Origin of the sequence: Alkalihalobacterium sp. APHAB7, assembly GCF_048323755.1 — a bacterium.
Taxonomy (GTDB): domain Bacteria; phylum Bacillota; class Bacilli; order Bacillales; family Bacillaceae_F; genus Alkalihalobacterium.
The window spans coordinates 1-24,499 of sequence record NZ_JBLWFS010000031.1 but is presented as its reverse complement, the minus strand read 5'-3'; the positions used below and the strand labels follow the sequence as shown (position 1 = coordinate 24,499).

Sequence of the window (24,499 nt, the reverse complement as noted above, 5' to 3'; positions counted from 1 at the left end):
TAGATGATATACAATAGGCCACTATGAATATATGAAATAGTGAAGCAAATACCCAAAACACACCAATTAGCACAATGATTGGTGTGTTTTGGGTATTTCTTAATCCTAGGGGGGGTTCTCGATTTATACACGAATGAGAACGAATCATCATCGAAAATGAATTTCTACATAGCCCGAATAGACGATCCCACCAATAAGATTTAGGCACTGACATCAGTAACAATCACCTAAAAGGTATCATATTTTGTTGAAGAGAGTACACGGAATGCCTGATGGTTTTACATTCAAAATGGATAAATAGTTTGGTTCAACTCTCTCGTCAGGCATCGGATGAACCTGAAAATAAATACAAAGGAGAAGAAAAAAATGAATAACTTTCAAAACCAATTGCAAAATTTAGGAATGGAACAATACCAAGTTGGTGAGTTAGTTCCTATGGATAGTGAAAATTCACGCCAACTGGGTGCGTTTGGCGGCGGCGGGTTCCATCGTTGTGGAGGCTTCCATCGTTGTGGCGGTTTTAGTTGCTTTGGTTGCTTCGGCTGCTTTAGTTGTTTTAACTGCTTTAACTGCTTTAATTGCTTTAGATGTCATAACTGTTTTAGATGCCATAATTGTTTTAGGTGTCATAACTGTTACGGAGGTTAAACGTTATTTCATAAATGTAGTACCTAATGGAAAAAAGTGTCCCTGCATCGTTTATTGCAGGGGCATTACCTTTTTTAGTTAAACATAATGGACAAATAAAACTACATAAAATGGTAGTGCCTAATTTGGTTTGATGATGAAGGAGGAGCTGAATGACAAAAATTAACGCTTCCACACGTCTGAAGGTAAAAAAAGATACATTTTATATATCCGATCAAGAAGGTGGTGTGTATTTTAGAAATAACGAAAGCTCATTCCGTCTAAAAGGGAGTACCATCTATCAGTGGATTGAAACACTGATGCCGATGTTTAACGGGGAGCAAACATTGGGAGACTTGACCAAGGGACTAACGGAACCGTATAAGAAGAGGGTATATGAGATTGGTGAAACGTTGTACGAGAATGGCTTTGTACGGGATATCAGTCAGGATCGACCACATCAATTAAATCGTACGGTTGTTGAAAAGTACGCTTCACAAATTGAATTTATCGAGAGTTTTGTTGATTCTGGTGCGTATCACTTTCAAGAATACCGTCAGGCTAAAGTTTTGGCTGTCGGCGCTGGTCCGATTTTAGTTTCATTGGTGGGTGCATTACTCGAATCAGGACTACCTAAATTTCATTTTATATCGACTCAATCGATGCCTACAAACCTAGACAGGATCGAAGAAATGGTGGAGAATGCCCGAAAAGATGATTCCGAGGTTGATGTAATAAAGGTCTCTTTTGAAAACGACGAGGATAGAAGTGCTTGGAAAGTAGTAGTGCAACCGTATGATTGTGTATTGTATGTATCGCAGGACGGAAATGTAGATGAACTAAGAAATCTTAACCTTGTTTGCAAAGAGGAAAGGAAGGTATTTCTACCTGCCGTATGTTTAGAGCAAGTAGGGCTGGCGGGTCCAATGGTTCATCAGGAATCAGATGGATGCTGGGAATCGGCATGGAGACGCCTTCATCAATCTGCCGTTCAAGAAGCTGATCCGTCTGCCAATTTCTCTTCAACAGCTGGATCCATTATGGCAAATGTCCTTGTATTTGAATTTTTTAAGAAGGCTGTAGGAATTGAAGGCCTAACTCAAAACAACCAAATTTACTTACTTGATCTTGAAACATTGGAAGGAAACTGGTTATCCTACCTCACACACCCGTTGGTTACGTCTAGTCCTTTAACGCCCAGGCTGATTGAAGACCTTGATTTAAAGATTAAACATGAAGTGAACAGAAATACTTCACCTAGTACCCTGTTGGAATATTTCAGTCGATTAACGTCCGAAGAGGTAGGAATTTTTCATTCATGGGAGGAACGAGATTTGCCACAGCTTCCTCTTGCACAGTGTTACGTTCAAGCCGTTAGCCCGATGAGTGACGGTCCAGCAACACTTCTTCCAGAAGTTGTTTGTGCGGGGTTTACACATGAGCAAGCAAAAAGACATGCCGGACTGACAGGCATTGAAATGTATGTGTCACAATTGATCAATCCACAAGAAAAGCGATATAAATCTAGCATTCCAGAAAGTTTTATGAGTATCGGTGCAGGGCAAACAATAGAAGAGGCTGTATGTCGCGGACTGCAAAACCATTTAGATGAAAAGTTGAGAGAACGAAAGGTGGATCAACCGAACTTGCTCTTTGAACTGCAGCTAGATTCAATAGAAGATCAGCAAGTCAGATACTATTTAGATGCGTTGACCACTTTATATGGACCACCGAGTATCGATTTAAGAGACGATATTCTCGGCTTCCCAGTCATACGGATCAAATCAAATGGTCGATGGTATGCAAGGGCAGGTTTAAATCGAACGATGGCATTACGCTATGCGTTAGAACAAGCACTTTTAAATACTCCGGACGAGGTGAAATCACTAGTAAGGGATGAAACGGTGCCAGCCGAATTTGTAGATAAAAAGAAATCCAAACTCAACATTCCTTCTTGTGACGGGATGACTCCACTAGAGCTCTTACAATCTTCCATTCAGGTCTTAAAACAATCCAGAAAACGATTAGATATTTATGATCTATCGTTCGAACCTTTTTTAAAGGATGAACTAGCAGGGGTGTTTGGTGTAAAGGTTCGAGAGGAGGAATATGAATGGCAGCCCTAATTCTAATGGATGGAAGTGGTTTATTAGCAGAAACGGTCTATCATCAATTGGCCGAAAACTATCACATAAAACGTCAAAGTTTAGTAGAAGACCTTCCGGATGAAGCCGAATTAGCCCTAGTGCTCCATGATTTCTGGCATCCATCTGTTCATCAAAAAGCAGAAGAAAGATTCAGGGAGGCAGGTATTCCATGGCTTCGAGGTTTCATTTCATTTGGCGAGGGCATTATTGGTCCATTCGTACGCTCTGATACTTCGGGATGTTCGAGTTGTGCTGATATGCGACGGATGATAGCGGGACCTGATCGTCAAGAAATGTGGGAGATTAAAAGGAGAATGCCAGCAGAAGAAGGGGGACTGCAAGACGCTTGGGCCACACGAATCGGACTGTCACAAATGGCAGCTTTGATCAGTAATGAAGTACAAAGGATACTTCAAGGTGAATCCAGTCATTTTGAAGAAAACGTGTACATTACCAACCTGAGAACGTTATCGACCTCCCGTCACTTTTTCTTGCCAAACCCATCCTGCCCGATGTGCAGTTCATTACCCGATGATACATCAGAATTAGCGCAAATCCGGTTAAAATCTAGTCCTAAAATCAATAGTGGCGATTATCGTACCCGTTCGATAGATGAATTAAAAACCGTGCTAGTCAAAGATTATCTTGATTATCGTACGGGGCTGATGAATGGTAAAATGCAAGATATCAAGCTGCCTTTTGCAGATGTGTTAGTGAACATGCCGATGTTTGGCGGCGATGAGGGGGTAGCAGGAAGGTCTAATTCTTATGAAATGAGTGAGCTAACTGCCATTTTAGAAGGTTTGGAACGATATTGCGGAATCGAATCTCGAGGAAAGAGAACAGTTGTTCGAGACTGTTATCAACAATTAGAAAAGATCGCACTCAATCCGGCAAGTGTTGGTGTACATGAAACAAATCAATATGAAAAGCCTAATTTTCCGTTTAAACCATTTAAACCTGATACTCCCATGAATTGGGTCTGGGGTTACTCGTTCTTACAAGAACGTCCGATTTTGGTACCAGAGTTACTGGCCTACTATAGTTTAGGATGCGGGGATGGCTTTGTATATGAAACATCAAACGGTTGTGCATTAGGGGGAACGCTAGAAGAAGCCATTTTCCATGCCATTATGGAGGTTGTCGAGCGAGATTCGTTTTTGATCACCTGGTATGCAAAGCTCCCCCTCCCGCAGCTTGATCTACGTTCAGCTAACGATATCGAATTACAGCTGATGGTCGACCGTATTACTGAAGTTACCGGTTACGACCTTTATTTTTACAATTCAACGATGGAACATGGGATTCCAAGTGTTTGGGCAGTGGCAAAAAACAGAAGATCCAAGGGCGTACACATTATTTGTGCAGCAGGTGCTAACCCTGATCCGATAAGAGCTGTAAAAAGTTCGATTTATGAGCTTGCAGGAATGATGTTTAGGGATGACGAAAAATTGGAGAAAAACCGACAGAAATATGAAAGGATGCTTCAAGACCCGTTTGCGGTACGTACGATGGAGGATCATGGGATGGTGTACGGTTTAAAAGAAGCAGAGGAACGATTTAATTTTTTATTGGATGGTCTACGTCCGTTACGTACATTTGCTGAGGAATTTCAGGAACCGCCGGCTAATGCTGATTTAAAAGAAGATCTTGAAGAAATCCTTCAAAGGTTCCGCCGTTTAAACCTTGATGTTATTGTAGTTGACCAAAGCTCGTCTGTAACTAAACGGAACGGATTACACTGTGTCAAAGTATTAATTCCAGGGATGTTGCCAATGACATTCGGCCATCACCTCACCCGTGTGAAAGGGTTGGAGAGGGTCCTCAACGTACCTATGCAACTAGGTTATGAGAAAAAACCGTTAGTGTATGAACAGCTAAATCCATTTCCCCATCCATTCCCATAGTGGAAGAGAAGGAGGACAAAGAATTGGAGCTAGAAACATTTCTACATCAACTGCATTTTGAAACGGATAAAATCTTTCCGCCCAATTGGGAGGTAGATTGGGGAGATGCGCCACTTCCTTATAAATTGTACAGAGGCTTACCAACGATCCCATTTTCTGCAGAAGTACCCTTAACACTCGAGAAGAAAGAAAAGGATCAAAACCCTAGTCTTGAAGAGCTTGGGCATTTTTTATGGTATGTATACGGCCTTACTCAATACTCTCAATCTCCTGTCATGGACGGAACTAAGGAGAAAAATGCTAGTTTTACTCAGTCTTTACGGAGATTTGTTCCTTCTGGAGGAGCGATGTATCCTAATGAATTATATGTTTATGTAAAACTGGATAACGTTCCCGAGGGAATTTACCATTATGATGCAGCGCATCATCGTCTTGTTTTGTTACGAGAAGGGAATTACGATACCTACTTATCTAGAAGTCTTGAAAACGGTCTTCCTGTTTCGGATTGTTTTTGCATCGCTTTTGTCTCAATTGTTTTTTGGAAAAATTTTCATAAATACAATAATTTTTCCTATAGACTTCAAGGCTTAGATGCTGGTGTGGTCATTGGGCAATCTTTAGAAGTGGCCGATCGGATGGGTTTCTTTACACGGGTATGTTATCAATTTCTTGATCGGTCTATTAATCATTTGCTTGGGTTGTCCGAAAAAGAGGAAAGTGTATATGCCGTTATCCCATTGAGTATGAAACCATCCATTACTTGTGTACACGACGTTCAAAAAATTGAAGAAAAGGTTGCTGCATCTGAATTGTGCCAGGAAGTGCCTTTGTTAGATCATGTTTCCTATAATCGTTCAAAGAAGGTCCTAGACTATCCGATGGTGAGAAAACTGAATGAAGTATCGATGTTTGAAACACCGAAGTCTTTTGTGAAATTAAAAAATAATAACTGTGAGAAACTGGCGTTAGATAGGGAAATGGTTTTGCTGCCAGTTACAAAATCCTTATCGTACGATCTCGCATCTGTTTGCCGGGAGCGGTATTCTCCTGATCTTGATTTTATGTTAGGAGAAGTGAGCCAAACGCAGGTAGCTACTTTGTTAAAAGAGACATTTTCTTTCTCATATCACAATGACCTTGACGATACTGAGGGAAAGGTTGAGACTCGTCTTTCTTTATATGGCAGTTTTTATAATGTAGAGGGAATTCCTAATGGTGTCTATTCTTATGATAATGGCACTCATGCACTTCGGAGGATAGCCGAGGGGGATTACCGTGAATTTTTACAATCTGGTTTAACGCTTCCCAATGTCAATTTGTATCAAGTTCCTCTCTGTATGCATCTCGTTGGAGGCAAGGGCCACCTGAAAGAGCGATTAGGCTTTAGAGGATACCGTATTCAACAAATGGAAGCGGGCATTCTCGTGCAACGGCTGCTCTTGGTGTCGTGTGCTTTAGGAATGGGAGGACATCCGTTGTTAGGGTTTGATGCAAACCAATGTGATGACCTTTACAGGATTGATTCGAAGGGGAAAACGAGCTTGATCCAAATTCCCGTCGGACCATATCGTCCACGTGCCTGGTTGAAAGGGAGATTACTTAGCTAGGTAAACAAGAGGAACGCACTATTTTTATGAGAGAATGAATAATTATCGAATAGGATTTCATTAGTATTGAATTAGATAAAGGTCATAGAAAATCGGAAAACGCCTCCTTTATGCCGCTTTTGAACAAACTACGCTTAAAGGAGGTGAGGTTGAACAGATTTATTAATACTTAATAGACCGTCAGCGCCATTAATTCAAGAGGAAATATATTTACCTATTTCAAATTGTGCAATGCAAAAAATGCTGCTATAGTGTTTTCATATTGAAAGTGACGGTTTTCGATTTTGCCTCCTAATTTTTCTAATACCTCTTTTGCTTGGTATTTGTCTGTATTGGGACAGCGGATCGAGTACTTTTCTCCCCGACACCTTCCAGAGTATAGAAAATTAATTATGGAAGCAACTTATAAAGTGAATCAGCTTATAAAGGGGAGTAAACTTATGAACGAAAAAAAATTCCTTAATTATATGTTTTATTTTGGCATTTTAGCTATACCTTTTGTTTTTTTTAGAAAAAAACCATTAAAAGATTGGGTAATTGTTTATTTCATCGTTGGTTTTGTTTCAGGGATCATTGACAATATCCTTGTAACAAGAGGGAAACTAAAATATCCAGTAAAAAAATTTAAAAATTACTTCTTAGTATCTTGTACGTTTGATTTTGTACTGTGTCCTCTTTTAAATGTTATTTATAACCAAGCTACATATAAGAATAATGCATGGCAGTCCTTTTTGAAGCTATTTTTATTTATAACTCCAATGTCTCTATTCGAAACATGGTTAGAAAAAAATACAAATTTAATAAAATGGAAAAATGGATGGAAATGGTACCATACATATATCTCAATTTTTACTAAATATTTATCTGTTCGTATAATAATGGCTATAATCAGATACTTTTCTAATTTGCAGCAACACGTATTTGAAAGTAAGAGTAAGACAGGGTTACATAACGAAAGGATTGAATAGCTATTGACAAAAGTAACATAAAAAAATACAATTACTTTAATTAAATATCCCTTAAAGGGGAGTAGCTTTTACAATATTTGTCGTCATTACAGAACGAATGTTCTCGGCAATATTGGCAACCTCATGTTGTTAGCAAGACCTTTACCAAAGCTAGGTAAAGGTTTTTATATTTTTCTAAACCTTTACCAATTGTGGTAGAGGTTTTTTTGATTGGAAAAATATGATTTAGGAGTTGCAATATGAAAAAATATTGTCATTTAGCTCAAAGTGTAAAATATAACCAGAGTGGGTCAAAGGTCGTTTTATCTGAAAAAGATGAAGATCTGGAGTTAATTGGTATGGGGAGGAGTGCATTTGCATTTAAAATTAAATCTACAAATCTAGTATTAAAGGTCTTTTTTCCTTCTCATACCTTTATTGTAAAAAGGGAGGCAGAAGTTTATAACATTTTATCGAGCAATCCATTTTACCCCACAATGTATGAATCAGGAGAAAATTACCTTGTTATTGATTTTATTGAGGGATACACCCTTTTTAATTGTTTAGAAAAAGGGATAATCATAAAAAATAAACACATTATTGAAATTGACAATGCTCTCAAGTTAGCAAAAGAAAAAGGGTTAAACCCTGCGGATATTCATTTGCGAAATATCCTGCTAACAACAGAAGGCAAAATCAAGTTGATTGATGTTGCTCGTTTTCAACAAAAAGGAAGTTGTTTACAATGGGCGCATTTAAAACAAGCCTATAAATATTATAGTTCTACAATTTTTCCAAAGAGAATTCCAAAAGTGATCATGAATGGAATATCCTATCTATATAAGAGGAAGGTTCTTCATTTTTTCTTATAATGTTTTTATTTAATGTTAAGGCTATATCGTATATAAATGAAAAAGGAAGATGGTAATGGAATATATCGGCTTATTAGTCGGGTTTGCATTGCTTATAAAAGGTGCTGACCTCTTTGTCAAAGGTTCGTCCAATATAGCGAAAGCATTACGTGTTTCACCGCTTTTAATAGGGTTAACGATTGTAGCCTTTGGAACAAGTTCACCTGAAGCAACCGTAAGTGTTTTAGCTGCCATAGAAGGAAATGCAGGTGTTGCTATTGGGAATGTTGTTGGGAGTAATATTTTTAATATTACTCTTGTAGTAGGGTTAACCGCACTTATAACACCTTTACGTGTTGAGAGTAGTACTATTCAAAAAGAAATACCTTTTACCTTATTGGCAAGTGTAGTGTTATTGGTTTTAATAAGTGATGTGTTTTTACAGTCCTTAAGTTCTAATTTTTTGATGAGAAGTGACGGCTTAATTTTATTGTTATTTTTTACGATTTTTCTTTATTATATTTTTGAAGTTGCAAGGCGCAGCAGAGAACAAGATGTTGCAATTCCCCCTACTCAAGCTACTTCGTGGAGAAGGAATATAATACTTACCCTGGGTGGTTTGGCTGCCATTATTTTTGGCGGAGATCTTGTTGTTAAGGGTGCAACAGAAATTGCCGTTTCATTTGGTATGAGCGAGACGTTAGTAGGGCTTACTATTGTAGCTGTTGGTACATCATTACCTGAATTAATTACGTCCATTACAGCAGCGGTTAAAAGAGAAAGTGACATTGCCCTTGGGAATATAGTGGGCAGTAATATATTTAATATTTTATTTGTTCTTGGGGCAGCGGCTACAATATCCCCTCTTAATGTAGATAGCAAACTATTCTTTGATGTGATTCTAATGATTATTTTAACAGTGTTATTACTAATATTTTCAAGAACAAAATATACAATTGGTAAGATTGAAGGTTCTTTGTTAGTAATAGCTTATCTAGCTTATATGATATTTATCATTATTAGGAATTGATCATTTAAGAGTATTAAAGATAGTAACGCTTACTATACCACGCGAAAAAGGCTCTATTTTCTGCACTTTGCAATTATAGTAGCAATATTAACTTTGATATGGTCAGAAGCACGATTAGATTTAACCATATATATAGGGTTCATCTCTGCTGGGTTAGCGATAGCGTTGCGAGAAATTTTTACAAACATAGCGGCCCTAATCATTATCGTACTTCAAAAGCCTTTTGAAGTAGGTGACCGCATATATTTGAATAACAGTGCTGGAGATGTCATTGATCAGAAAATGTTTCATTTTGTTAAAATTTAATGTTTAAGCAGAACGGCTGTTTAAAAAACTGATTTACATGTTCATATTTCAATCAAAGATACTTGGAACAATTCTCTAAGAAAGAGGATCGTTCCTTTTTAGTGTAAGGTCGATGAATGCATGAATAAATTAGTTATAAATGGTTAAATGTAAAAAAATATGTGAATAATTTCACTTTAACGATCCAGTTTACTAAAAAAAGAGATGTTATTTTTACACATCTCTTTACTTAGAATTCCTTGTGATTGAATATTGTTAGTAGGCAATACCTACACGTGATTTTATATAATCGCTCGACTTGATCTGGCTAAATGTAAATTCTGCTGTATCCGGTACAGATATTTCAACTCCATCCTCTGGCAAGAAATCTCGCTCTATACGATATTTGCCAATCCTTTCTCCATCCGGCAAGTAGGTAGGACAGACAATCGTCCACTCGAGGGTTGAATGTTTAAGCATATCGTAAACTTTATGATGTTCTTTCGCTGCACGGGTTGACTTACGCTTTGATTCACTTGACTGATAACGCAGTAAATTTGCGGTGGTTCTACTTTGCAGGATACCTGCAGTTCCTATAGTTATTATTCGTTTTATACCTTCTTTTTCCATTGCTTCGATAATTAGTGGCATACTTTCTGATAGAGTGGTGGTACCATCAGTATTTAGAGCACTAATAACTAAATCAATCCCATGCATTGCACGTACGATATCATCTTTATTTAAAACATTACCTTGAAAAATAGTTAAATTTTGATTTTTTATTTGAATTTTCTCTGGAGTGCGAACTAATACAGTAACATGATGTCTGTCATGAAGGGCATGAGCAACTATTTGACTTCCAACTCGTCCAGTTGCACCTAAAATCAGTAAATTCATAAGAATGAGCCTCCTTTTGCACATACTAATAGTTTACTATAAAAGTTATTTAAAGAAGTACTTTGAGGATTTTGTATCTATCATTAATGGGATGCGATAGCCGATCAAGAGCTGTCGCTTATCAACAATTGATCAGAATAAATTAACCAACAGCAATAGTCAAAGAAATGGTTGTTCCGTATGAAATAACGAGTGGTTCACAAATCATTATTCCACTTAAATAGTAACCTACGAGGACCTCATGTATCATAAAAAGTGGGTACAGGAGGTTTCTATTGTTATAGAATTTAGGCATAAACGACCTTATAATTTTACAAAAATAAACATGTTTACTTATAAGAAAAATGTGAAAAGGATATATAAGTCTAGTAAATAGGAGGGATATTATTTTACATTTTGCTTCTGTCTTAAAGCAATATAATGTAAAAGCAACTGATGGTGAATTAGGGAAGGTAAAAGATCTTTACATGGATGATGAGAATTGGATTGTTCGTTATTTAATTGTGGACACATTAAAGTGGTTACCTGGTAAAAAGGTGTTGGTTTCTCCGCTTGGAATGGACAACATTAATGAGCTGAATCGCCAAGTCGAAATTAAAGAAACGAAAGAAAAGATTAAGGATAGTCCGAAAGTGAATGAAATAGAACCGGTATCGAAAAAGCACGAAAGAATGATTAGTGATTATTTTGACTGGCCTTATTATTGGGCAGACCAAGGACTTTGGGGTTCTTTTCAAACTCCACGAGGGTTAATAAATGCTTACGATAGTGGTCAAATAAAAAATCCATTAGATAGAGAACTAGAAAAAGAATCGCATTTAAGAAGTATGAACGAAATACAAGGTGAGTTTACAGGATACAAGATACAAGCAATAGACGGCGAAATTGGACGTGTTTCAGACTTGGTTATTGATGGTGATAGCTGGTTTGTTCGTTATATTCTGGTAGAAACAAGTACCATATTACCAGGAAGGTTAGTATTAATACCACCAGAGTCGATTCAAAGCGTTGATTGGTATACAAAAACAGTTTCCGTTCATCTAACAAATGACCAAATTAAAAATGCACCTCCATATGAACCAGGAATGCCGTTTACTCGTGACTATGAAGAACATTTATATAGAAGCTATGGAAAAGAAGCCTATTGGAAGGAAAGACAATCCACTCATTATTAGGGCTTAATAAACTTCAACGTTGTGCAATGAATTAACAGTAAGGGAAGCCTTTAAGAACAAGGTTTCCCTTACTAGATACAGTTGATTTATAGTCATTTATAACATTAGAGAGTAATTAACAAAATTAATACGACTCTCTTTTTCAATAACTCTATAGTTATTGAAGATTCGTTGATAATGAAAAAGGTTCATTTCACCATGTGAAATGAACCTTTTTTATCAACCTAGCAAAATAGCGATGAAACCAAGAGGTAAAGGGGTCAGTTCCACTTTGCTGTGTAAGAGAATGAATAAACGATGGACAATCGGTAAAATTAAAGAATTTGTTGAGAAGAATTCGGAAAGTAAGTTGATATCGACGGAATATTTGGGTTTTTCTCAAAAGTTACTGTTTAAATGTGCATGTGGTAGCCATTTTGAAAAAACATTTACTAAATTTAAAAATAATAATCAACGTAAATGTGACGTATGCCAACCACCCAAAGCGTCACGCTAAACGTATACCGAAAAGACGAAGTGCTAGTTTCTATTTAGTTAGAAGTTGGCGCTATTTTTTTTATAGTGTAAGCTAACGGCGAGCGAACCTCAATCTAGAACTATTTTTGAAGTCGCTTTCCCTGGCTAATAACAGAAGCTTATATTGAAGACCGGTAAATTTATTTAATAAATTTAGTAGAATGAGTGTTCTATTTATTTATATACTGGTATAATTCACACATAGACGAATGTATGATCGTATCATTATGTTATGATTAACCAAATGACAAAAGAGAGGACTGTTTATATTGATATCTCTCATGTGTGGAACATGTGCCATAGAAGAAGAACGATCCGTCGAGGAAAGAAAGGAATTGTCCAAAAGGTTAAGGCCGAATAAAGTACATCAATGTCCAAGTTGCAGCTTCTATTTTGGCATGTTTAACTATCAACCTCGCAGAGTTAAAGAAGTAGATCATTTAATGGACCTTGAAGAAGAAGAGCAAATTGTAGAAGAAGAAAATGAAGTGATTGAAGAAAAGAAGCCAAAAATGATTGAGGAACAAATTAGTTTGTTTTAATGGAAGGGACGTTCAATGAAAGGATCAACTCATTTAGTAGTCGGTGTCGCACTAGGGGGAGCCTTTGCATACATCGGCAAATATGATCTGGTTGAGACGATAGGAATAGTCACAACTTGTGCAATAGCATCCATTATCCCTGATATGGATACGAACAGTAAGATTACTAGAAAACTAACGATCCCAGTTACGCTGGTGTATGCCTTTTTAGGTATTGTTGGATTAATGATTACCGGATATGGCTATTGGCTATTGGACGGATCAGAAAAAATAGTAGGAATGGTCATTGGATGTAGTTTAATCGTATTACCACAACTGATTATTAAGCCTAAATCCATGCTCATACTCACGGGTTCATGTACATTAGTAGTTGGTATCTTACTGTCTCACTTTTGGATTATCGGCCTTGCGATCTATATGATTATATCCGCCTTTGCGCCTCACCGCGGCATCACTCACAGCATCTGGGGATTTGCCTTTTTTGGCTGGATTTTATCTGAATTCCAAGCGTTTGTGGGGATGGATATGTTGATGGCAGCAGGGTTGATCGGGTATGCCTCCCATTTACTTTGTGATATGAAATGGCTTCCTGTCAACCGCAAAGGGATTAAGCTTTTTCAACCGTTTATTAAATTAGAGTTTTAAATTTTTATATGTAGCAAATACACAATAAGTAATACGATCAACCATGTTGGTCGTTTATTTGTTTTGGAAATCAGATATGCTGATTTTAGAGCTTATCGAAGCTAAATCCACAATTGTTATTGTTGAACATGTTCACAGGCACCCAAGAGTTTGATAAAAAGTGCTAAAGCATGGTATAAGTTTAAAAGAAGCAAGGACATTTTTATCTTGGGGGAGAGGTTTAGCCTGGTATCCCATAATGAAAGGATTGGAATTTGAAGATGAAAGATAATTTTTGGCGTGATTTACCACGACCTTTTTTTATACTGGCACCAATGGAAGAAGTAACGGATGTTGTTTTTCGTCATGTAGTAAGCGCGGCAGCCAGACCGGATGTGTTTTTTACAGAGTTTGCAAACAGTGAGAGTTATTGTCACCCCGAGGGAAACAAAAGTGTACGCGGGCGTTTGACTTTTACAGAGGATGAACAACCCATTGTAGCCCATATATGGGGAGATAAACCTGAACACTTTCGGCAAATGAGTATTGGTATGGCGGAACTTGGGTTTAGGGGTGTGGATATCAATATGGGCTGTCCTGTACCTAATGTGGCACGGCATGGGAAGGGAAGTGGCCTTATCCGTCGTCCGGAAGTTGCAGCCGAGTTAATACAAGCAGCAAAAGCCGGGGGATTGCCGGTTAGTGTCAAGACAAGGCTTGGTTACACGGAGATCGACGAATGGCACGAATGGCTGACACACATATTGAAACAAGATATTGCTAATCTTTCCATTCATCTGCGCACCAGAGATGAAATGAGCAAAGTAGATGCTCATTGGGAGCTGATCCCGGAGATCAAGAAACTTCGTGACCAAGTGGCACCTGATACGCTATTGACGATCAATGGCGATATTCTAGATCGTCAAACTGGGTTGAAGCTCGCCAACCAATATGGTGTGGATGGGGTGATGATCGGCCGCGGTATTTTCAATAATCCGTTTGCCTTTGAAAAAGAGCCGAGAGATCATAGTAGTGAGGAATTACTCGATCTTTTACGATTGCATATGGATCTCCATGATAAATACTCCGGATTAGAGCTACGTCCGTTTAAGGCTCTTCATCGCTTTTTTAAGATATATGTCAAAGGTTTTCGAGGAGCAAGTGGCTTAAGAAATGAACTAATGAACACGGAGTCAACAGATGAAGTGCGTGAGTTACTCGATAGTTTTACATCAAAGGATATCGATGAAATCGGGGAACAGTAGTAGTGTCTCCATTTAAGGTAAAGGCGAAGTAGGACGTTAAACTGCGGTCCAAAAAAGTTATAGTTCATAGTAAACAGTTAATTGGCTGTTAGGAGTGTCCCATATGTCTAATAAAATAGTAATCATTACAGGTGCAAATAGTGGTTTAGGTTTTGAAACAGCGAAGTATTTTGTCAGTACAAAAGATACAGTCATTATGGCCGTAAGAACGATAAATAAAGGTGAACAAGCAAAGAAAAAATTGCTTCAAATGTATCCGGATGGGCAAATTGAGGTCATGAAGCTAGATTTAGCAAGCTTATCCAGTGTACATGCGTTTGCAGATGAATTTTCAAAGAAATATGAGAGAGTAGATCTATTGATCAATAATGCAGGCGTCATGCTCCCACCGTATACAAAAACAGAAGATGGATTTGAACTTCAGTTTGGTAGTAATCATTTAGGTCATTTTGCATTAACAGGACTGCTACTTCCATTACTCGAGAATGGAGAGTGTTCTCGTGTGGTAACATTAAGCTCCATAGCACATCGAAGTGGAGTCATAGATTTTGAGAATTTGGATGGTTCTAAAGGATATAAAGGGATGAAATTCTATAGTCAGAGTAAGCTAGCCAACTTATTGTTTGCTAAGGAGCTAGATGATCGTTTGAAAGAGAATGGGTATAAAACGATTAGTGTCGCAGCACATCCTGGCGTATCATCGACCAATCTCTTTAAAATAGGAAAAGAAACTACACCCTGGTATATCAAACCCCTCATGAAAATAATTGCTCAGTCTGCTGAACAAGGTGCCTTACCTACAATCATGGCAGCAACAGATGAGAAATTAGTGGGCGGAGAATACATCGGTCCCGACGGTCGAGGCAATCGTACCGGGAAGCCGACAATCGAAGTACCTAAACCAACCGTCTATAACAAAGAAACGATGAAGAGGTTATGGGATGTATCAGAGGAGCTAACATCCGTTCGTTATGACTTAAAATACAAAATAATATCTTTATCATAATATTAGCCAGTACCCCCCATCTTCATCGAGTGGAACAAGTAAGTGGGGGATGAATGGCTCTTTTTTTTGTTTTTTTATGGTAATAATATGAAACTTAGAAAGATGTTGCGAATGTATGTTCATTAAAAAGTAAAGTTTAGTAACTAAAAAGAGTGTTGGCATGGCTTGTGCCAACACTCTTTGCTATATCTGTTGAAAATACATAGTGTTTACATATTTACCGAATGGATAATAGTTTCCCATGTCTTGAGGTGTAACTATTTCGTTCGTAGGAACATCCGCCGCTGTGTGATACAGAAAGTTTTCGGATATTTGATTATTTCTGTAAAAAAGGAAAAGAGGAACTAAAGGAAGTTGGCTAGCGTCAATCCATGTAAATCCATTTTCGGGGGTGACGGATGATGGACGTGAGGCTCCAAAACTTATAACAAGATTTAGCTTAATTAGTATGACTATTACCTTGATAAGAAAAATAAAATTGGACTTCTTAATTAAATTGTTTTTATTACCAATTTTTATAAAAACTAAGAACAATACTCGGCTATTATTTGGTATTATTTTTATGTGGTTCCATGAGATTGTTAATATATTCACTTAAGTTATTCCAATGAGAAAATTAAAGGAGGAATAAGATGTTAGGCTTACCAAAAGGAGAGGTCTTCTTAGTTCCTTGGACAAAAGAGTGGAACAAAGAATTTTTACTAGAGAAAGAAAAAATACAAGATACAATAGGTCAATACATAATGGATATACATCACATTGGAAGTACGTCAATAAATCATTTAAGTGCAAAACCTAAACATAAAATACGCGGAAGAGAAAACTATTTTTGTTAAATCAATATTAGAAAAGGTTTAAAAGCTATCTTTACTAAGCAAAACGGAAGCGGTAGCTTATTAAAGGCTATCGCTGCAATAGATACAGTTCGTTTTTTTATGCCCATCGACTGGAAAATGATGTTAAACTAAGAAGCAGTTAGTTTAACAAGCTGTTACTGCTGTTGTAGCACTAACAAAGCATGATAGTTGAACATTCTCTATGTCTTATGTACCGCAACTGGGGCATTATGATGAATAAAGAAAAATTGCTCGTGAAAAAGTAACTAAAATTTTCATATACATCCTACAAACCTGAACGGATTATATCGGGACGTTAAATGTTTATCTTGTTATCCTTATTAGCGAAGGGAGGTTATTTATATGGATTTGCTTGTAAATATGAACGCAGCAGTAGACTATATCGAAAACCATTTGGATGAAGATATTAATTACAAAGAAGTTGCAAAGATTACACATTTTTCTGACCATCATTTTAAACGAATGTTCTCTTTTATAGCGGGGATTACCTTGGCAGACTATGTGCGTAGAAGACGATTGACCTTAGCTGCCTTTGATTTAAAAGATAGTGATATGAGAGTGATTGATATAGCTATGAAGTATGGTTACAATTCACCAGATTCATTTTCACGAGCATTTCAAGCATTACATGGGGTAAATCCAAGTTCAGTGAAAAGTTCTGACGTTCCTTTAAAAGCGTATCCACGGATGACCTTCCATATTTCGATTAAAGGAGATGTTGAAATGAATTACAAATTCGTTGAGAAAGAGACTTTTACCGTAGTTGGGAAAAAAGAAACAGTAGCTTCTAATGGAGATGAATTCAATCCAAAAATGTGGGATCATATCGAGGAAATAGAAGAAGCTGTTAACCCATACAATAATACTTCGTTTTCAGGTATACTAAATATTTCTGTGACAAAAGAGAATGGAGACATTGATTACTATATTGCTACAGCTACTACTAAGCCATGTCCCAAAGAACTTGAGGTTTTGGAAATTTCTTCTCAGACATGGGCAGTATTTCAAGCAACAGGAGAAATGCCAGACGCTTTATTAACGACATGGGAGCGAGTATATACTGAGTGGTTCCCAACATCTGGTTATGAATTAGCTGAAGCTCCCGAATTTGTTAAAGGAATTAACGATACAAAAACGGAAATTTGGGTTCCTGTTAAGAAAAAGCAATAATTAGGGGGAGGTCTTTGTGACCTCTCTTTTACTTATTAAACAAACGAAAGCTAGAACTTATTTAGGGGGAGAAACTTTGCTAAAAGTATTAAGGCTTATATTTTTAATATTGATTGTCACATTGGGGGGCTATATGCTTTTAAATCCCAATTTTGATTTAATGCCTTATCTGTTGTACTTATTAGGTGTCTTTTCATTTGTATTAGGACTAATTGAACTTAAAAAAGACAGAAAATCATTTGGGGGTTATGTAAACATTAGTGCTTCCGCATTTATAATTTTTGTTGCTATATTACTTCAATATTACTAGTTTTTTTCATGAACTATTTCTTGTACTAACAGGGGGAATAGCTGAACAGGGGGCTGTCGAATGTGGCGGCTCCTATTTCGTTAAAGAGCAGGATAACTTAAGAAGGAGGAGATTTTACATGTTGTTTGAACAAAAAGAAAGTAAATTTAAATTATTGTTTTACATTTACTTTCTATTCATGTTGCTCTTTTATTTAGGATACATGTTATTGTGGAGTCATCGAATAAATATGTCAGAGCACTGGCAATCAATGAATAATTTAAGGGAAGAAGATATGGAAACAATTACCCGATTAGCCGATTGGACAGAGGTTTTTGAATTATCGTTTTTATTATTGTTCATATCAATGAGTATCTTTTATTTTTATAAATACAGAAAAGATAAATATAATATTTTGATAGTTAAACAATATTTATTTGGGCACTTATTCTTGTTTATTATAATCGTGACATCGAGTTTTATTTTAGCTCGGATTACACCGTTACCTATTGGAAATTTACTCATTCTATTATATACGCCGACTATTATTTTTGTAGGGTTACTGTGTTATATGGTATTAGGTTTGATAAAATCAAATCGCCTTAATAGTGGTTTATAAGTAATGAACAGTTGAATGGGAATGGGCAGTTGATTGGGATTGGCTCTATGGAAGTCTAGATCCTGGTGATTACCGTATAGTGAAAGATATCCTCGATTTTAGAAAAGCAGGAGACTATGATAAGTACTATCTGACAGCGGAGTTTACAATTAATTAGCAAAATAATAATAGGATGTTACGAAGACTGTGAAATATTGTACTTAAAATAAGCTATTTGATTGTGATTTATTTAGCATATGGTCGGTTAAGAGATGATTTGGAGTTGTCATGGCAGCTCCTTTTTTTTGTTTTCTAAATTGTATTATTGAAGGACATTAAATACCTGTTTTATACAAAACTTTCTATAATTTGCCATCATTTTTTGAGTATATTGTTAACTATTTTAGAATGATATGTAAACTGCAAAAGTTACTGTTAATCTATTTTTACACTACTATTAGCCATTTGGCCCTTATTCTTGTTTATGGTTAATTTCGTATAACAGCATGGGGATTTTGGTTGATGAAATTATACTTAACTGCATGTAAAGCTTTAAGGTAACTAAACAATATTTTGATGAAAAAATTAGATACGAGGGGACCGAACATGTAAATGGGAACAAGGACGGCCCCTTCAAAAGGGAGTGGAAAAATGGAGAGATTAAGAAGATTGTTGTGTTGTTTTTTGATTGTAAGTTTTTTATTACATCCTAGTATGAATATGAAACTTGCAGCAGCGTCAGCGGTAAAATTAGATACGACAGATGTCGAGGAGTTTTTAGATACGGTCATCGCTCGGCAGATGGAAGAGTTTCATATTCCAAATATGACAGTTTCAGTTGTATCTGGGGGAGAAGTCATTTTCGCAAAAGGATATGGGTATGCGGATTATGAAACGAAAATGCCTGTAGATCCTGAAAAAACTCTTTTTCGCATTGGATCCACATCTAAGCTGTTTACGTGGACAGCTATTATGCAACTAGTTGAAGAAGGGAGACTTGATTTAGATACGGATATTAACGAGTACCTGGATTTTGAAATTCCTAATACGCTTGAATACCAACGTGGGGATTCTCAAACGGCGCCCATTACAATTAGACATCTCATGAGTCATACGCCAGGTTTTGAAGATTATATGACAGACGTTTTTTCAATATCTGATGATAGTTTGATTCCTCTTAGCCAATATGTTCGTGAACACAGGCCTAAAAGGGTTTTTGTGCCGGGTGAGGTGACGGCTTACTCGAATTATGGAACGAATTTAGCAGGCTATATTGTCGAGGTTGTGTCAGGAGTTCCTTTTGCACAATATATTGAGGAAAATATTTATAAACAACTTGGGATGGAAAATAGTACGTTCAGTCAGCCACTACCGATACGATTAGCTGATCAAGTATCTATTCCCTACCGCTATGTAAATAGCGAGTTACTACAAGCTGAAGTTGAATTTTTTTCTGAGCCAGCAGGAAGCATGTATAGTAGTGCATTAGATATGGCAAAGTTTATGTTGGCCTATCTTCAAGGTGGGCATGATGAAGGTGAAATTATTTTAAAAGAAGATACGATTCAGAAAATGTTTTCTGAGGTTGATACTCAGCATCCACGTCTAAAAGGCATGGCTCATGGCTTTATTAGAGCGAGCTTTAATGGAAACGATATTTTCCATCATCCAGGAGGAACAATGCTTTATGATACAGCTTTTTATTTAATGCCTGAAGAGGAAGTTGGTTTCTTTATCTCCCATAGTGGTGGGAGTTATTTTGTGAACGTAAGTATTTTTGAAGCGTTTATGGACCGCTATTTTCCTTCAGAGGAAGTAGCTGTACCAGCGCCTTTACCAACTGTAAATATGGAACAAAGATCTAAACAATTTGTCGGGGAGTATTACCAAAATAGGCGCTCATTTACGACTGATGATGCCATTTTGAGCTTAATGATTGGGGTAATACGAGTTAATGTCGATGATGAAGGGTATTTATTAGTAAATCATTTAGGGGAAACGAATCGATTCGTAGAAGTAGAGCCCGGCATTTACTATAATGCTAGCGAAGAGCGAAGCAGTGATTATGGTGGTGATTTCAGTACGATTGTATTTGGTACAGATTCTCACGGCAAAACAATGCTTATGACTGATGGGCCGATGAGTTACTCAAAAGCAGATTGGTATGAGTCCAGTGGGTTCACCTTTTTGATGCTTATTTCGTCGTTACTATTCATCATTGCTAGTCTTCTATATTGGGGGATTAGGGCTCTTGTTCGTAAAATACGCGGAAAACATGTTTTAGAAGTTACCAAAGGTTCAAGATGGGCTAAGAGAGTGGCTGTTATTCAAGGTGTACTTACCTTTACTTTCCTAGTTACCTTTCTTGCGAATGGTCAACCTGACCCTGTCTACGGTTTTCCGAAATCGGCATTTACCGATCCTTCTCCATTTAGTGCATTTTTAGACATCATCGTTTCCTATGGGATCGTTTTAGTAACCGGAGCAGTACTAGCTTTTTCAGTCGTTTCATGGGTGAAAGGGTACTGGAAGCTTGCTGGAAGAGTTCATTATACGATGTTTGCAATTTTTTCGGCAGTTTTATCGTGGATATTTTATTTTTGGAATCTTCTTTAATAAATAGTAAAATTCACATCTTAGTATGGTTGGGTAGTTAATAGCCAAGAAATGTGAGAAAGCGAGAATAAAAGGTATAACACGATTTTTATCTTTTTCGGAAATCACATTCTGCGTTTAGGACGAATCATATAGAAAAATAAAGACACAACGAGAAGTCAATATCCTTCGTTGTGTCTTTTGCTATCTAAAATTTACTACAGTCAAAAGACATCCTAATGATTATTGAAGATTTGTGAATAATGAAAAGGATCACTTCACTGTGTGAAATGATCCTTTTTTATCAACCTAGCAAAATAGCGATAAAACCAATGGTCGAAACGGCATTACATAGACAGTGCACGACGATCGCTATGTATATATTTTTCTTTTTCCAAGCAATATAGAAAGCAGGATAAAAGGCAATAATTCTAAACAAATTATTAAATGGAAGCCACAAATGGTATAAAGAAAATAATACAGTTACGATCAATGGTGTATAATTCCCGAATCTACTCATTTTTGCCGAAAGATAGCCTCGAAAAAACAATTCCTCGACGATCGGACCAATAAAGACATTTAGGATGAAAATAATTACACAAGTTAACAGCAGAATGTTCCTTGAATAGTATTGTGAATAATCGATATTCACCCAGTCAAAATACGGTGGTAATATGTTGAACAGTTGCTCTGAAATGGGTGAAAATAGCCAAACTTCCATTGGGGCAACAGTGATGCTCATTAAACCAGCGAACCCCCAAAGGAAAAGAGAGTATATGACAATTTTCCACCAACTTAATTTTTCGTAACGGGTGAATGCACTTTTCAATGAATAACTTCCATACTCTTTCTTACTTGCGCGAAAGACCACAAAAAGCTGGATTGGAAAAAGTATGATCAGGGCTATTAGAAGAAATAGTAAAATCGTTGGTATCGTATCACCAAGTACATGACCAACCCATAGATAAACTAGTGTTAATAGTGAAGTAGGTAGAAAAATAAGCAGAAGTACCTTGCGCAAACTTAATTGATCATAAACGTTCTTATTTCCTGTCTCCATTTCATCATTTCTCCTTAATTAAAAGCACTAAATTATCCAATCCTCATATTCTCTCCCAGTTGGAGGTAGATTTTAGTGTTAATACATCGACAACTTGTTTGTATTTGTAGGTTTTGGGCCAGCTGCAGAAGATTGATTTTTCTTTAAACAAAAGTTTGGTGAAAGGAGAATTAGGTTTTGGTGTCCATCCTCCACTTGGGACTAACTCAATGATGACATGTGTATCTTCTCTTTTTACAGAATAATGACCTGATACAACTCCCATCCCACTTTCAGCACGGATTTCAAAAGTATCCATAAATACAATATCATCTGAAAAGTTACGCACATCTGGAAAACCACGGGTAAACACTACCGTTAAAGGGTGATCACCTTGCTTAAGTGAAATTTTCTTTAAGCTATTAGACTCGCAAAATTCATATACCAAACCGTTGTCTAAAGCGACCTTGCCATCCTCATAAGGGGTAATTTCCTCAAGCGGTTCTGTTGTTGCATTCGCAAATTCAATGAGTTGACAGTCATCACTGTAACGAGTATACGAACGCCACTGAAAATCCTTTGGCATCGGTACAGGAAAATTTGCTGGCTTTATGGTGTTTGTGTCAATGTTCATTTGAAAAGTAGTATTACTCTTTCGGACGAAATCAAAATTATAAAGAAAGAATATTGGTAGATAAGAAGGGTTTTCTGTGCTTGAACCTACAGGAGCTAATAGATTTAATCCTTTTGTTTTCTTCGTGGAGTTCTCGGCAATAGACACGTCGATGTTTCTGCCATACTTATCGGTAAACTGAAAGGAAATCAATACGCAATTCTTTTCCTTTTCAAAACGAGTATTTTTCATCTCTACTTTGACTCGTTCACATAGACCTTTGCCGGTTACATCAAAACTGTCGTCTTTATCATCATTCAAGCTCATTTCGTCGTATACATCCACATAGCCATCAGAGCGATAGGCAATGACCCGGTAGCCTTGGCCAATCACCTTGTCATCGATGTACTGGGGTTCTAGACCAACGTACTTGCTATCAGCATTTTTCTTGAAATTAACTAGTGCTAGCTTTTTTAACGGGATCAGGTTAATACGAAAGGGAATGACCACTGTTTGTTTTGGGGAACGGACAAACTCTTTTTTTTCGACTATTTTCATATGTTGCACTCCTTTTATTGGAATGAAAAGATTAAAACATCAGCAGTTCAGTAGTGGAAGACATTTCCGAAGTTAGCGGTGTATTTTATAATGTCAAATTTAGGATATATCAATAAAAGCAAATAAAGATAAAAGAAGTGTGACAATGTAGTGAAATAAGGAAATATTAATTTTTTAGTTTAGCTTATGATGAAAATTAACGTGAAAAAAGATAGTAGTTTTGTTTAGCGGTGAAAGGGGATATGAAAGATAAAAGAAATTTTAAGGAGCGAGAGTAATGTCCATCGACATTATCATTATTGTGGTTTTTTTCATTACCATTCATTTATTAGCAAATAAAATCATTCCATCTGAACAATTTAAACGTTTACGATGGTTGTCGTTTTCAGGTGGATTAGCAGTTTCATATGTATTCGTATATGTGTTACCTTCTTTACATCAAGAGCAACAAAAACTTAAAGACTACTCTAGTACACTAACAATGGAATCGGAATTATATGTTATTGGCCTATTGGGGTTACTGTTGTTTTATTCCCTTGAGAAATCTTTATCCTATGCACAACTCAAAGGTTCTGCAGAAAAAAATACCGTTTTTTGGCTCCAAGTTGGTTTTTACACTTTATACAATATGCTTATTTCTTATACTGTCGTCGCATCGAACGTACAAGGTATTCAAGCCGCATTTTATGGGGCTGCAATTGGTCTGCACTATATCGCCGTTGCTAATGACTTATCGCTGGAAAACCCAGATCAATATAATAAAGTTGGAAAATTCGTACTCGCTTTTGGGATATTAACTGGATGGGGACTTGCCATTTGGGTAACGGTATCATCGGTAGTGCAAGCGTTTATTTATGCCTTCATTTCAGGTGCAATGATCTTAAACGTCTTAAAAAACGAGTTACCAAAGGAGCGCAATGCTCACTTTCTATCATTTTCCATGGCTATCGTTTCTTACACATCAATTACATTAACACTTAAATACTTTTTTGAGTGGTGATAAGAATAGATGAGAGTCAGTGTTACTAAGTTATTAAAAGTTGGAAGAAAAATTGCCCCCTTATCATTTAAGGAGATATACAGAAAGACCATCTCAATCCGACTTAAAAAACGAAACTGAACACCTTATTTAAATATCTCAAAAATGGTAAGGATTTATCGACATTACTTATTATTTGTTATTATTGTTATGGAGTTCCTTAAGATTTTGAATAAAATTCACTTAAACTAAACCAGCTAATAGTTTGTCAATATTTTTCTATAAAAATCTTGAAAACCACATGCTATACTAAAAATAGACATACTAAATAACCTTCCCTAAGTACATTATTGGAAGGTTTTGTTGTATTTAGTC

The 24,499-nt window shown here is 36.7% G+C and carries 22 protein-coding genes and 2 pseudogenes; 21 read left to right on the top strand and 3 right to left on the bottom strand.

All coding sequences use genetic code 11. The features are described 5' to 3' along the window. Positions 1-330 precede the first annotated feature (330 nt). The 8 genes from ACNSTQ_RS20310 to ACNSTQ_RS20275 all read left to right on the top strand — a co-directional run bounded on the left by ACNSTQ_RS20310 (position 331) and on the right by ACNSTQ_RS20275 (position 9,422). Positions 331-648 (top strand): heterocycloanthracin/sonorensin family bacteriocin, encoded by a 318-nt coding sequence (locus ACNSTQ_RS20310; protein WP_418201581.1) that lies wholly within the window; start codon positions 331-333, stop codon positions 646-648. Positions 649-800: 152 nt separating this feature from the next. Continuing rightward, complete coding sequence (locus ACNSTQ_RS20305; protein WP_418201580.1) at positions 801-2,753, top strand: putative thiazole-containing bacteriocin maturation protein; 1,953 nt, start codon at positions 801-803, stop codon at positions 2,751-2,753. Beyond that, positions 2,741-4,681, top strand: coding sequence for a TOMM precursor leader peptide-binding protein (locus tag ACNSTQ_RS20300; protein ID WP_418201579.1), 1,941 nt, complete (start codon positions 2,741-2,743; stop codon positions 4,679-4,681). The genes ACNSTQ_RS20305 and ACNSTQ_RS20300 overlap by 13 nt, the downstream gene beginning before the upstream one ends. A 23-nt stretch (positions 4,682-4,704) precedes the next feature. Beyond that, a complete protein-coding gene (locus ACNSTQ_RS20295) occupies positions 4,705-6,288 on the top strand; it encodes a SagB family peptide dehydrogenase (RefSeq protein ID WP_418201578.1) in 1,584 nt (527 codons plus the stop codon). A gap of 440 nt (positions 6,289-6,728) precedes the next feature. After that, entirely contained in the window at positions 6,729-7,256 is a 528-nt protein-coding gene (locus ACNSTQ_RS20290; protein ID WP_418201577.1) for a CBO0543 family protein, read from the top strand. A gap of 239 nt (positions 7,257-7,495) precedes the next feature. Beyond that, on the top strand, positions 7,496-8,107 hold the full coding sequence (locus tag ACNSTQ_RS20285) for a protein kinase family protein (protein ID WP_418201576.1): 612 nt from the start codon (positions 7,496-7,498) through the stop codon (positions 8,105-8,107). A gap of 55 nt (positions 8,108-8,162) precedes the next feature. Then, on the top strand, positions 8,163-9,116 hold the full coding sequence (locus tag ACNSTQ_RS20280) for a calcium/sodium antiporter (RefSeq protein ID WP_418201575.1): 954 nt from the start codon (positions 8,163-8,165) through the stop codon (positions 9,114-9,116). A gap of 93 nt (positions 9,117-9,209) precedes the next feature. After that, on the top strand, positions 9,210-9,422 hold the full coding sequence (locus ACNSTQ_RS20275; RefSeq protein WP_418201574.1) for a mechanosensitive ion channel domain-containing protein: 213 nt from the start codon (positions 9,210-9,212) through the stop codon (positions 9,420-9,422). A 255-nt stretch (positions 9,423-9,677) separates the two neighbouring features. On the opposite strand, the gene ACNSTQ_RS20270 is transcribed toward ACNSTQ_RS20275, so the two are convergent. Continuing rightward, positions 9,678-10,298 carry an NAD(P)-dependent oxidoreductase gene (locus ACNSTQ_RS20270; protein WP_418201573.1) on the bottom strand — a complete coding sequence of 207 codons (621 nt, stop codon included), beginning with the start codon at positions 10,296-10,298 and terminating at the stop codon, positions 9,678-9,680. Between the two features lie 359 nt (positions 10,299-10,657). Here ACNSTQ_RS20270 and ACNSTQ_RS20265 point away from each other — a divergent pair, with 359 nt between their 5' ends. From ACNSTQ_RS20265 to ACNSTQ_RS20210, 12 genes and pseudogenes are all read left to right on the top strand, one after another. Next, the gene (locus tag ACNSTQ_RS20265) at positions 10,658-11,473 is read left to right on the top strand and encodes a PRC-barrel domain-containing protein (RefSeq protein ID WP_418201598.1); all 816 of its coding nucleotides are present in this window, start codon (positions 10,658-10,660) and stop codon (positions 11,471-11,473) included. A 286-nt stretch (positions 11,474-11,759) separates the two neighbouring features. Then, the gene (locus tag ACNSTQ_RS20260; protein ID WP_418201572.1) at positions 11,760-11,969 is read left to right on the top strand and encodes a hypothetical protein; all 210 of its coding nucleotides are present in this window, start codon (positions 11,760-11,762) and stop codon (positions 11,967-11,969) included. 289 nt (positions 11,970-12,258) lie between these two features. Continuing rightward, positions 12,259-12,531 (top strand): hypothetical protein, encoded by a 273-nt coding sequence (locus ACNSTQ_RS20255; RefSeq protein ID WP_418201571.1) that lies wholly within the window; start codon positions 12,259-12,261, stop codon positions 12,529-12,531. Positions 12,532-12,546: 15 nt separating this feature from the next. Then, complete coding sequence (locus ACNSTQ_RS20250) at positions 12,547-13,176, top strand: metal-dependent hydrolase (protein ID WP_418201570.1); 630 nt, start codon at positions 12,547-12,549, stop codon at positions 13,174-13,176. Between the two features lie 260 nt (positions 13,177-13,436). Continuing rightward, a complete protein-coding gene (locus tag ACNSTQ_RS20245; RefSeq protein ID WP_418201597.1) occupies positions 13,437-14,420 on the top strand; it encodes a tRNA dihydrouridine synthase in 984 nt (327 codons plus the stop codon). A 103-nt stretch (positions 14,421-14,523) separates the two neighbouring features. Then, positions 14,524-15,426 carry an oxidoreductase gene (locus tag ACNSTQ_RS20240; protein WP_418201569.1) on the top strand — a complete coding sequence of 301 codons (903 nt, stop codon included), beginning with the start codon at positions 14,524-14,526 and terminating at the stop codon, positions 15,424-15,426. Positions 15,427-16,058: 632 nt separating this feature from the next. Continuing rightward, positions 16,059-16,223, top strand: a pseudogene (locus ACNSTQ_RS20235) (GrpB family protein); the annotation flags it as partial. Between the two features lie 402 nt (positions 16,224-16,625). Next, on the top strand, positions 16,626-17,453 hold the full coding sequence (locus ACNSTQ_RS20230) for an AraC family transcriptional regulator (protein ID WP_418201568.1): 828 nt from the start codon (positions 16,626-16,628) through the stop codon (positions 17,451-17,453). Between the two features lie 16 nt (positions 17,454-17,469). After that, the gene (locus ACNSTQ_RS20225; RefSeq protein WP_418201567.1) at positions 17,470-17,763 is read left to right on the top strand and encodes a DUF3953 domain-containing protein; all 294 of its coding nucleotides are present in this window, start codon (positions 17,470-17,472) and stop codon (positions 17,761-17,763) included. Positions 17,764-17,992: 229 nt separating this feature from the next. After that, positions 17,993-18,361: a hypothetical protein gene (locus tag ACNSTQ_RS20220; protein WP_418201566.1), complete on the top strand. Its 369-nt coding sequence runs from the start codon at positions 17,993-17,995 to the stop codon at positions 18,359-18,361. A gap of 25 nt (positions 18,362-18,386) precedes the next feature. Continuing rightward, positions 18,387-18,518: pseudogene (locus ACNSTQ_RS20215) on the top strand (immunoglobulin-like domain-containing protein); the annotation flags it as partial. A 473-nt stretch (positions 18,519-18,991) separates the two neighbouring features. After that, positions 18,992-20,956 carry a serine hydrolase domain-containing protein gene (locus ACNSTQ_RS20210; protein ID WP_418201565.1) on the top strand — a complete coding sequence of 655 codons (1,965 nt, stop codon included), beginning with the start codon at positions 18,992-18,994 and terminating at the stop codon, positions 20,954-20,956. Positions 20,957-21,239: 283 nt separating this feature from the next. Here ACNSTQ_RS20210 and ACNSTQ_RS20205 read toward each other — a convergent pair whose 3' ends face one another. Both ACNSTQ_RS20205 and ACNSTQ_RS20200 read right to left on the bottom strand, forming a co-directional pair. Then, positions 21,240-21,995, bottom strand: coding sequence for a lysostaphin resistance A-like protein (locus ACNSTQ_RS20205; RefSeq protein ID WP_418201564.1), 756 nt, complete (start codon positions 21,993-21,995; stop codon positions 21,240-21,242). Positions 21,996-22,038: 43 nt separating this feature from the next. Continuing rightward, positions 22,039-23,145 carry a hypothetical protein gene (locus tag ACNSTQ_RS20200; RefSeq protein ID WP_418201563.1) on the bottom strand — a complete coding sequence of 369 codons (1,107 nt, stop codon included), beginning with the start codon at positions 23,143-23,145 and terminating at the stop codon, positions 22,039-22,041. Between the two features lie 277 nt (positions 23,146-23,422). On the opposite strand from ACNSTQ_RS20200, the gene ACNSTQ_RS20195 reads away from it, so the two are divergent. Continuing rightward, entirely contained in the window at positions 23,423-24,145 is a 723-nt protein-coding gene (locus ACNSTQ_RS20195; RefSeq protein WP_418201562.1) for a hypothetical protein, read from the top strand. The last annotated feature ends 354 nt before the right edge of the window (positions 24,146-24,499 follow it).

Coding starts and splice junctions, on each gene's coding strand:
- ACNSTQ_RS20240 (WP_418201569.1), top strand. CDS start 14,524: ATGTCTAATAAAATAGTAATCATTACAGGTGCAAATAGTGGTTTAGGT.
- ACNSTQ_RS20305 (WP_418201580.1), top strand. CDS start 801: ATGACAAAAATTAACGCTTCCACACGTCTGAAGGTAAAAAAAGATACA.
- ACNSTQ_RS20310 (WP_418201581.1), top strand. CDS start 331: ATGAACCTGAAAATAAATACAAAGGAGAAGAAAAAAATGAATAACTTT.
- ACNSTQ_RS20220 (WP_418201566.1), top strand. CDS start 17,993: ATGTCAGAGCACTGGCAATCAATGAATAATTTAAGGGAAGAAGATATG.
- ACNSTQ_RS20300 (WP_418201579.1), top strand. CDS start 2,741: ATGGCAGCCCTAATTCTAATGGATGGAAGTGGTTTATTAGCAGAAACG.
- ACNSTQ_RS20260 (WP_418201572.1), top strand. CDS start 11,760: ATGAATAAACGATGGACAATCGGTAAAATTAAAGAATTTGTTGAGAAG.
- ACNSTQ_RS20230 (WP_418201568.1), top strand. CDS start 16,626: ATGGATTTGCTTGTAAATATGAACGCAGCAGTAGACTATATCGAAAAC.
- ACNSTQ_RS20285 (WP_418201576.1), top strand. CDS start 7,496: ATGAAAAAATATTGTCATTTAGCTCAAAGTGTAAAATATAACCAGAGT.
- ACNSTQ_RS20290 (WP_418201577.1), top strand. CDS start 6,729: ATGAACGAAAAAAAATTCCTTAATTATATGTTTTATTTTGGCATTTTA.
- ACNSTQ_RS20195 (WP_418201562.1), top strand. CDS start 23,423: ATGTCCATCGACATTATCATTATTGTGGTTTTTTTCATTACCATTCAT.
- ACNSTQ_RS20210 (WP_418201565.1), top strand. CDS start 18,992: ATGGAGAGATTAAGAAGATTGTTGTGTTGTTTTTTGATTGTAAGTTTT.
- ACNSTQ_RS20270 (WP_418201573.1), bottom strand. CDS start 10,298: ATGAATTTACTGATTTTAGGTGCAACTGGACGAGTTGGAAGTCAAATA.
- ACNSTQ_RS20205 (WP_418201564.1), bottom strand. CDS start 21,995: ATGGAGACAGGAAATAAGAACGTTTATGATCAATTAAGTTTGCGCAAG.
- ACNSTQ_RS20280 (WP_418201575.1), top strand. CDS start 8,163: ATGGAATATATCGGCTTATTAGTCGGGTTTGCATTGCTTATAAAAGGT.
- ACNSTQ_RS20245 (WP_418201597.1), top strand. CDS start 13,437: ATGAAAGATAATTTTTGGCGTGATTTACCACGACCTTTTTTTATACTG.
- ACNSTQ_RS20200 (WP_418201563.1), bottom strand. CDS start 23,145: ATGAAAATAGTCGAAAAAAAAGAGTTTGTCCGTTCCCCAAAACAAACA.
- ACNSTQ_RS20250 (WP_418201570.1), top strand. CDS start 12,547: ATGAAAGGATCAACTCATTTAGTAGTCGGTGTCGCACTAGGGGGAGCC.